General features: G+C 45.1%; 8 protein-coding genes. 6 read left to right on the top strand and 2 right to left on the bottom strand.

Features of this window, described 5'->3' with window-relative positions; translation table 11 throughout:
- Positions 1 to 15: 15 nt before the first annotated feature.
- From EXU30_RS20930 to EXU30_RS16200, 3 genes are all read left to right on the top strand, one after another.
- Positions 16 to 1,125: a beta-hydroxydecanoyl-ACP dehydratase gene (locus tag EXU30_RS20930; protein ID WP_423213347.1), complete on the top strand. Its 1,110-nt coding sequence runs from the start codon at positions 16 to 18 to the stop codon at positions 1,123 to 1,125.
- Between the two features lie 8 nt (positions 1,126 to 1,133).
- Positions 1,134 to 2,768, top strand: coding sequence for an eicosapentaenoate synthase subunit PfaD (gene pfaD, locus EXU30_RS16205; RefSeq protein ID WP_130601759.1), 1,635 nt, complete (start codon positions 1,134 to 1,136; stop codon positions 2,766 to 2,768).
- A gap of 275 nt (positions 2,769 to 3,043) precedes the next feature.
- The gene (locus EXU30_RS16200) at positions 3,044 to 3,301 is read left to right on the top strand and encodes a hypothetical protein (RefSeq protein WP_130601757.1); all 258 of its coding nucleotides are present in this window, start codon (positions 3,044 to 3,046) and stop codon (positions 3,299 to 3,301) included.
- Between the two features lie 88 nt (positions 3,302 to 3,389).
- On the opposite strand, the gene EXU30_RS16195 is transcribed toward EXU30_RS16200, so the two are convergent.
- Positions 3,390 to 4,079 (bottom strand): PilZ domain-containing protein, encoded by a 690-nt coding sequence (locus tag EXU30_RS16195; RefSeq protein ID WP_130601755.1) that lies wholly within the window; start codon positions 4,077 to 4,079, stop codon positions 3,390 to 3,392.
- A 539-nt stretch (positions 4,080 to 4,618) separates the two neighbouring features.
- Here EXU30_RS16195 and yghU point away from each other — a divergent pair.
- The 3 genes from yghU (at position 4,619) to EXU30_RS16180 (ending at position 7,456) form a co-directional block, all read left to right on the top strand.
- Positions 4,619 to 5,473, top strand: coding sequence for a glutathione-dependent disulfide-bond oxidoreductase (yghU, locus tag EXU30_RS16190; protein ID WP_130601753.1), 855 nt, complete (start codon positions 4,619 to 4,621; stop codon positions 5,471 to 5,473).
- Between the two features lie 154 nt (positions 5,474 to 5,627).
- A complete protein-coding gene (locus EXU30_RS16185; protein WP_130601751.1) occupies positions 5,628 to 5,924 on the top strand; it encodes an MmcQ/YjbR family DNA-binding protein in 297 nt (98 codons plus the stop codon).
- Positions 5,900 to 7,456: a recombinase family protein gene (locus EXU30_RS16180; protein WP_130601749.1), complete on the top strand. Its 1,557-nt coding sequence runs from the start codon at positions 5,900 to 5,902 to the stop codon at positions 7,454 to 7,456. Before EXU30_RS16185 ends, EXU30_RS16180 begins: the two co-directional genes overlap by 25 nt.
- Before the next feature lie 269 nt (positions 7,457 to 7,725).
- Here the strand turns inward: EXU30_RS16180 and EXU30_RS16175 are convergent, their stop codons facing one another.
- Positions 7,726 to 8,694 (bottom strand): AAA family ATPase, encoded by a 969-nt coding sequence (locus EXU30_RS16175; RefSeq protein ID WP_165399037.1) that lies wholly within the window; start codon positions 8,692 to 8,694, stop codon positions 7,726 to 7,728.
- Positions 8,695 to 8,707 lie beyond the last annotated feature (13 nt).

The raw sequence follows: 8,707 nt of genomic DNA, 5'->3' as shown, positions 1-8,707 counted from the left end.
TTTACGCCATATCACTTGTTTGAGTTTGCCACAGGAAATATTGAAAATTGCTTTGGCCCAGACTTTGGCATCTATCAAGGCCTTATTCCGCCGCGCACACCATGTGGTGACTTGCAGCTCACTACTCGAGTGATTGATATTCAAGGCAAGCGCGGTGAGCTTAAAAAGCCATCGTCATGTATCGCTGAATATGAAGTGCCGCAAAACGCTTGGTACTTTGCCAAAAACAGTCATCAAGCATTAATGCCTTACTCGGTGTTAATGGAAATATCCTTGCAGCCAAATGGCTTTATCTCAGGCTACATGGGCACAACGCTAGGCTTCCCAGGTGAAGAGCTATTCTTCCGTAACCTTGATGGCAGCGGTAAGCTGCTGCGCGAAGTGGATTTACGCGGTAAAACCATAGTCAACGACTCTAAGCTGTTATCAACCGTGATTGCCGGCAGCAATATTATTCAAAACTTCACCTTTGATTTAAGTGTTGATGGCGAACCGTTTTACACAGGTAGCGCGGTATTTGGTTACTTCAAAGCCGACGCCCTGAAAAATCAATTAGGTATTGATAACGGTAAAATCACGCAGCCTTGGCATGTGGCCAACGACATTGCTGCTGATATTAAAGTTGACCTATTAGATAAAAGCTCACGCGTATTCAATGCACCGGCCAATCAGCCGCATTACCGCTTAGCGGGCGGTCAGCTTAACTTTATCGACCACGCTGAAATTGTTGAAACCGGTGGCGATTACGGCAAAGGTTATCTGTCGGCAAGTCGCACCATTGACCCAAGTGACTGGTTCTTCCAGTTCCACTTCCATCAAGATCCGGTTATGCCTGGCTCACTAGGCGTTGAAGCAATTATCGAGTTAATGCAAACTTACGCCATTAGCAAAGACCTAGGTAAAGGGTTTACTAACCCGAAATTTGGCCAAATTCTGTCAGAGATAAAATGGAAGTACCGCGGCCAGATTAACCCACTGAACAAACAAATGTCCCTCGATGTGCATATCAGTAGCATTGAAGATAAACAGGGTAAACGCATCATTACAGGCGATGCCAACCTTAGCAAAGACGGCCTGCGCATTTACCAAGTAAAAGATATTGCCATCTGCATTGAGGAGGCATAAGGAAGATTATGACAACCACAACACATAACGAGCAGCTTTCTCCATGGCCTTGGCAAGTTGCCACAGCTGACAGCGCATTTGCCCTAAACGATATTGCGAAGCAGCTTAAAGACTTAACTAAGCCATGCTATGTGATTAACCACGCCGAGCTAGGTCTTGGCGTGAGCCAGCAAGCGCAAGTCATTAGTGATGCAACCGAGCTAAGTGAAGCAAGCGCCCAGCCAGTGAGCGCATTTGCACCAGCCCTTGGCACACAAAGCCTAGGCGACAGTAATTTCCGCCGCGTTCACGGAGTTAAATACGCCTATTATGCAGGTGCGATGGCAAACGGTATCTCGTCTGAAGAGCTGGTCATCGCCCTAGGTAAGGCAGGTATTTTATGCTCATTTGGCGCTGCTGGGTTAATTCCATCTCGCGTTGAGCAAGCCATTAACCGCATTCAAGCTGAACTGCCAAATGGCCCTTACATGTTTAACCTCATTCACAGCCCAAGCGAGCCAGCACTCGAGCGCGGCAGCGTTGAGTTGTTCTTAAAGCATGGCGTTAAAACGGTTGAAGCATCAGCATTTTTAGGTTTAACCGAGCAAATCGTTTACTACCGCGCAGCAGGTTTAAGCCGCGATGCCAGCGGTGAAGTTGTGATTGGCAACAAGGTTATCGCTAAAGTTAGCCGCACAGAGGTTGCCAGTAAGTTTATGCAACCCGCGCCAGTAAAAATGCTGCAAAAGCTAGTCGATGAAAAGCTGATCACCGCAGAGCAAATGGAGCTAGCGCAACTTGTTCCTATGGCAGATGATGTCACCGCCGAGGCTGACTCAGGCGGTCACACTGACAATCGCCCGCTAGTCACGCTGCTGCCGACGATTTTAGCGCTGAAAGATAAAATTCAGGCCAAGTACCAATACAAAACTCCAATTCGCGTGGGCAGTGGCGGCGGTATCGGCACGCCAGATGCGGCGCTAGCGGCATTTAACATGGGAGCCGCTTACATAGTTACAGGCTCAATCAATCAGGCGTGTGTTGAAGCGGGTGCCAGTGAGCATACCCGCAAGTTACTTGCCACCACTGAGATGGCAGATGTGACCATGGCGCCAGCTGCAGACATGTTCGAAATGGGCGTTAAGCTGCAGGTGGTTAAGCGCGGAACCCTATTCCCAATGCGCGCTAACAAGCTATACGATATTTACACTCGCTATGAGTCAATTGAAGCGATCCCTTTAGAGGAACGTGAAAAGCTTGAGAAGCAAGTATTCCGCTCAAGCCTAGATGATATCTGGGCTGGCACAGTGGCACACTTTAACGAGCGCGACCCTAAGCAAATTGAGCGCGCCAAAGACAACCCTAAACGTAAAATGGCGTTAATCTTCCGTTGGTACTTGGGGCTGTCAAGCCGCTGGTCTAACTCAGGTGAAGCAGGCCGTGAAATGGATTACCAAATCTGGGCAGGTCCAGCACTTGGCGCATTTAACGAATGGGCAAAAGGTAGTTATTTAGACGATTACCAAAACCGTAATGCTGTCGATTTAGCCAAACATTTGATGCATGGCGCAGCCTATCAAGCGCGAGTCAACCTACTTACCGCCCAAGGTGCTAAACTACCCGTAACATTGCAACGCTGGCAGCCACAAGATCAAGTGAGTTAAGCGGTGTAGACTGACAGACTAACTTCGAATTGAGGTTAGTCATCAACCCTAGGTGCTACTGTTGCGAGACGCCGTAAAATCATCCCTGATGGCTTCACTCTGGTTTATGATTGGGACATCCATGTCATAAAGACTCGCAAACAATAGCTCCCTAGAGTTGTCTAGCGAAGAATGTTTATTTAACTTCTCTGCACGTATGAAGCAAGGCGTCTAGCTGCAGGCTTTAGCTAGAAACATAAAAAACAGATTAAGAATCCAAAACAAAGAGATAGACAATGAGCGAAACGCAAAAGTTAGATTTTTCCGCGGTAAACGGCACCACACAGAAGTCGTTCAATGCCCAAAAGAATCTGATCAAACGTATGCTAAAAGGTAGCAGCGCCGAGTGTAGTGTGTGCGGTCAAACCCTAACACTGTTACTGCCACCAAACAGCAAAAACGCTAAAGCAGCAGATAAAGCCCCTGGCATCTACTGCAAAAAAGGCTGCACCGATATCGAGTTAGATATGGAAGCTGTGGCGATGATGAAGTAATCGATGATTAGTTATAGCCTCTGCTGGTTTGACTAGCAGGGGTTAAAATGAAATAGCTAATACAAACGGTATTGGCATAGCAAGTCAACTACTTCTCTGCCAACAAAGCAATATGGATCAGCTTATCAATGGTCTGTTGCTGCTGCACGGCAAACTGGCAACCCAACTGAAAGCCTTGCTCATCTTGCTTAACGTTGCATACCTTGGCGATAACCGTGTCTCTATCCACCTCGTCTGCCTCACCACTCTCGTCGCCAATAGCGATACTGATGTCACTGTCTTCAGGAATAGATTTTTGAGTGCAATCTTGCATCACTAGATGACAACCTGTGAGGGATACGTCATTCATCACGGCAGGCCAGCTTCTTGTACCTAGATTTACCGTCACTTTAAGCTCAGTATCGACTCGTTTTGTGGCTCTAAGGTTGTGAATGCTCACCGCTTTAGGAAATGACAGCACTATCATGCGTGATGGCATAGTAACGGTCTGCTCAATCAATGACATAAAGCCAATGATGGAGGCTTTTTGTCCTTCAACTAAGCCACGTACCGCAATCTTCATTCCTTTGACCACATGTTGAGAAAAGTTGCCAAGTTTGCCCATGTCAGGGCACTCGATCAGCAAATACTCGTTTGGCATAAAACCGATGAATGTGGATTTAAAGCGACCTTTTTGCCCAGCAGGGGTAATGATATCAATGCTGATTGCACTGCCCGCTTTTAAGAAGTGATTTTCCTGCGCTAGCGCTTGCTTAATGGATAACTGCTTAGTAGCCATGTAGCGACCTGATTCCTCTTCCTATATTCATTTTATTCGTTATTTTAATTTCTGTGCTTGCTGCTAGCGCAGCATTAAAACCGCAAAACATTAACTCACTCAAACTAACATAGTCCACTGCACTCTAGTGAGATTCAGATAACATAAACCACTGCTGTAGCGTCATGCTATCAGTCGACAGAAACACGCATTTACACAATATGACGCTAATATCGTCATTTGTCGTATATAAATTTTGCCGTATATAATTTTATCGTTTGATTGATAACTTTTAGCACTAAAATTATGGCTAACCACGGGGTTATATTCTGCTGTTTTAGCCCAATATCCTATACCAACCGGGACAAATAGTTGTTCAGAGATTAGGCTGGAAAAATCGCTTAGAACAAAGCAGAAATTGTAGCGAGCGAGTTGTTCTAGCTTCAAGATTTCTAACGAAGTTATAAGCAATTCTTACCAACAAGAGTTAGCCAGTAAGAATGCTCACACATTTGTGCTGATTGGTACAAAGACATATTAAAATGACATAAGGGCCTGCAATGACAAATCAATACACACCACCTAAAGTGTGGACCATGGAAGAAGAGAACGGTGGCAAGTGGGGCGGCATTAATCGCCCGGACTCTGGTGCGCGCTATGAGCGTGAGTTACCAAAAGGCAAGCACCCTTTTCAGCTACATTCCCTAGCGACGCCAAATGGTCAGAAAGTCACCATTATGTTTGAAGAGCTGCTAGCTTTGGGCATTAGTGATGCTGAGTACGATGCCTACTTAATTAATATTGGTGAGAGTGATCAGTTCTCTTCAGGATTCGTCGAAATTAACCCTAATTCGAAGATCCCAGCGTTATACGACAACCAAGCTGAAACTAATATCTTTGAATCTGGCTCAATATTGGTTTATCTAGCGGAGAAGTTTGGTCACTTCTTGCCAAAAGATGGCGTAGCACGCGCTCAGGTGATGAATTGGTTATTCTGGCTACAAGGCAGTGCGCCATACCTTGGCGGCGGCTTTGGTCACTTCTATTCCTACGCCCCAGAGAAGTTTGAATACCCGATAAACCGCTTTAGTATGGAAACTAAACGTCAGCTAGACGTGTTAGATAAACAGCTAGCCAGCCACCGTTATATCGCCGGTGACGAATACTCAATTGCAGATATGGCTATTTGGCCGTGGTACGGTAATTTGGTGCTAGGTAACCTGTATGATGCCGCTGAATTCTTAGATGTCGCTAGCTATAAAAACGTAGTGCGCTGGGCCAATGAGCTAAACGAGCGTACTGGCGTAAAACGCGGCCGCATTGTTAATCGCGCCTGGGGTGAAGAATGGGAGCAAGTGCCAAACCGCCACAGCAGTGCCGACATAGATGCCGTACTAGCTAAGGCGCCAAAGTAAGCACCTAACATTAACACCACCAACAAAAAGTAGAGGCTAATATCTTTTACTAGCTAGTAGGGTTAGCCTCTACTTATTTTCATACACAGCTCATTGACGTCGCCAAAAGTTGTCATAATAAATAATTGCCATCATTAACTAAGAGCTAAACACAATGCAATTTGAAACTCTGCGCAACTACCTGCTCGCCAAGCCAGAAGCCACTGAGAGCTTTCCATTTGGTGAGGGTGCCCACGTATTTAAGGTTAAGGGCAAGATGTTTGCGTTAATCGCCTGGCGTGATGGTGTACTAATGATGAATTTGAAATGCGATCCAGATGAAGCCATCGCACTATGCGACATCTTTGATGCAATAAAGCCTGGCTATCATATGGATAACACCATCTGTTATAATTACCCATACAATAAAAAACAAAGGGTAATACCATGCAACTCGCTGATAGTTATGTAAGATTCTCAAGTAAAGGCCAAGCCAAAGGCCACAGCTTAGAACGCCAACAACAAGACATACAAGCCTATTGCACTAAAGCGGGTTTAACACTGTCAGATAGCAACTACCAAGATTTAGGCGTGTCAGCGTTCACCAGCGCCAATGCAGACGAGGACAAAGGGTTAGGCCAATATCTAGTAGGCTTGCGTGAGCAATTAGTAACAAGTCGCCACCTGATAGTGGAAAGCTTAGACAGGTTAAGCCGTGCAAAGGTAGTTGTTGCACTGAGCCAATTCACCCAGATATTAAGCTATGGCGTATCAATCCACACCATCATGGATGGCAAAGTTTATACAGCGGATTCAGATCCAGCCGACATCATGTTTAGCTTAATGATTATGATGCGAGCTAATGAAGAATCAGAGGTTAAGTCAAAGCGCCTTAAATCTAGTTGGGACAGGAAGCGAACCACACCAACAGCGAGCAAGAAGAATGCAACCTGCCCTTGGTGGCTTACTTTAAATGAGGATGGTCAGACATACACAGTGGACGAGGCCAAAGCCGAGATAATACGCGAGCTATTCCAGCGTTGCATTAATGGTGATGGCGGTAACAAGTTGGCACAGTACCTAAACTCAACAGGCTATAAAACTGCACGTGGCAAGGCTTGGGGTTTATCTAGTACGAGCTACCAATTAAACACTAAAGCGGTTATTGGCATATGGGAACCCCACATTTACGAGGATGGCAAAAGAAAGCCAACAGGCGAGCAAATAGAAAATTACTACCCGCCAATAATGGAACCTGATTTTTACTGGCTAGCTCAAGCACGTAGAGACGAAAGAAAGCGCCCGAGCAATGCAGGCCGTAAAGGTGCCTTTTTAAACATCTTTAGTAAAATAACAGTGTGTCCTAAGTGCGGTTCAGGTCTACATTTCCTAAACAAAGGTAAACTTAAATCAGGTAAGTTAGCGGCCTATTTAGCTTGTGCAAAGCAGCGAGTAGGCGAATGTGATCAGCCCATATTGAAATGGCAGAAAGCTTTAGACTTCATCGAGCAAGTCTATTTAGCGCCTTTCATGTATCAACACTGGCAACAGCCAAAAGCTAAGCCACAGGAAAACAAGCTTGAAAGCCTGCAAGCCCAATTAACTAAAGAGCAAACCGAGTTGAACAATCTACTAATCTCTATAGGCAGTAATTTGAACAGCGTTATATCGAATCAAATCAGCCAGCGTTCAGAGAAAATAGCCCACCTAGAAAGCACCATAGAAGCCGCTCAGCGTGAGCAAGCAGAATTGTTAGATGATGGTATCCACCAGCAGCGAGAAGATGCCTACGCGCTATTTAGACGTTGTACAGCGGATTATTCAGACGACACTTACCAAGACAGACAGCAATTAAACAGAATGTTGAGCAAGGCATTTGGTAAAGTAGCTTTTGACGTTGAGAGCAACAAAGCAACCATTGAAAAGTTAGGGATGAGTTTTGATTACCTTGATACAGGCTGGTGTGTCTCGGCTGAGACTGTAGATGGTTGGATGGGTAGATAGGATATGTGTGTTGCTGGTGGCTTTGTGAATGGGTCGCCACTAGCATCTAGTTTTAGTTAAAAATACCTCCAAATTGGTCAAAGGTGGTGTAACACTTTTTAGGGTGAAAAACAGCCCTAATACGCACAATAAGTACGATAAAGGATACGCAAGCGTATTCGCATACAACCTATTGTTCTATAAGGATTTTTTAAGCATTTTAACTTTTTCCCCCTTTTTGCTTTGCGTATTGAGAAATCACCAATATTACGGTCAAATACACTGTACATCTAAAACACATCATTCAGCGGTAAAGGTGACTCCTTTTTGAACCATTCCGTAAAGCTTTCTAAGTCGCTTACACCAAATTCATTATCGCCTTCAAATAAATACTCTACTTTAGGCCACATCAATTTACCTGAAACATTGTTACCAACTTTCAATCCAAACATAGCGTTGAATTTCTGCATGCCTTTCTTCAAATTGTAGCTGTCACCTTGCTTCATCTTAGACAGCATTACAGCGAACTTCCTAAGCTCTTTTAGCTGTGCATCAATAGAGTTTTCAGCGAGTAAGCATTGATTTTCAGCGTCTACGGTGTAAGAAGTGCAATCCACCCAAGATCCAAACCCATGCTCACTACGCCCTTGTTTACTACCAGCGTTAACAGTGAAGCTAAACTCGCCTGCCTTGTTAATAGTTATATCACGGTCAACCGTAGTAACGGCATTGGTTGAACCAGCAAACATCACAGTACCGCCTGTAATAGCTCCCTTGTTGGCATGATGCACAACTATCACTACAGCCCCTAGATCACGTAGTCTAGGCACTAATTGATTCAGCGGTTGCCATGATGCAGCGCTATTCTCATCAGCCATGTTAAACAAGGTTCTCACACTGTCTAAGACAACAATGTCATACCCACCAGCGATAACAGCATCAATAATGGCGTCTCGGTGTTCTTCCAGTGTCAGGTCTAGATCAGGGTTGCTATTAGGCTTGCTGTAATACCCAATATTGTTATTACCACCCAGTGTCTTAACACGCCTGCCAATCGAGTTAATATGCATCTCACCATCGAGATAAAGCACAGTTTTACCAGTGGCACATGGTTGCCCTAAAAACTCTCCCTCATAGCTTGATACAGCCTTACACAGCGCATAAGTGAATAAACTCTTACCAGCGCCAGAAGCACCAGCGACAAGCATTGATTCAGTGTCGTATAGTAGCCCCTCCACGATTGGCTCTAGTTCTCTCATATTGTCCTCATAC

The sequence above is a fragment of the Shewanella maritima genome (assembly GCF_004295345.1).
Lineage (GTDB): Bacteria > Pseudomonadota > Gammaproteobacteria > Enterobacterales > Shewanellaceae > Shewanella > Shewanella maritima.
The sequence above is the reverse complement of the archived record's forward strand: the minus strand, read 5'-3'. Positions and strand labels throughout refer to the sequence as shown.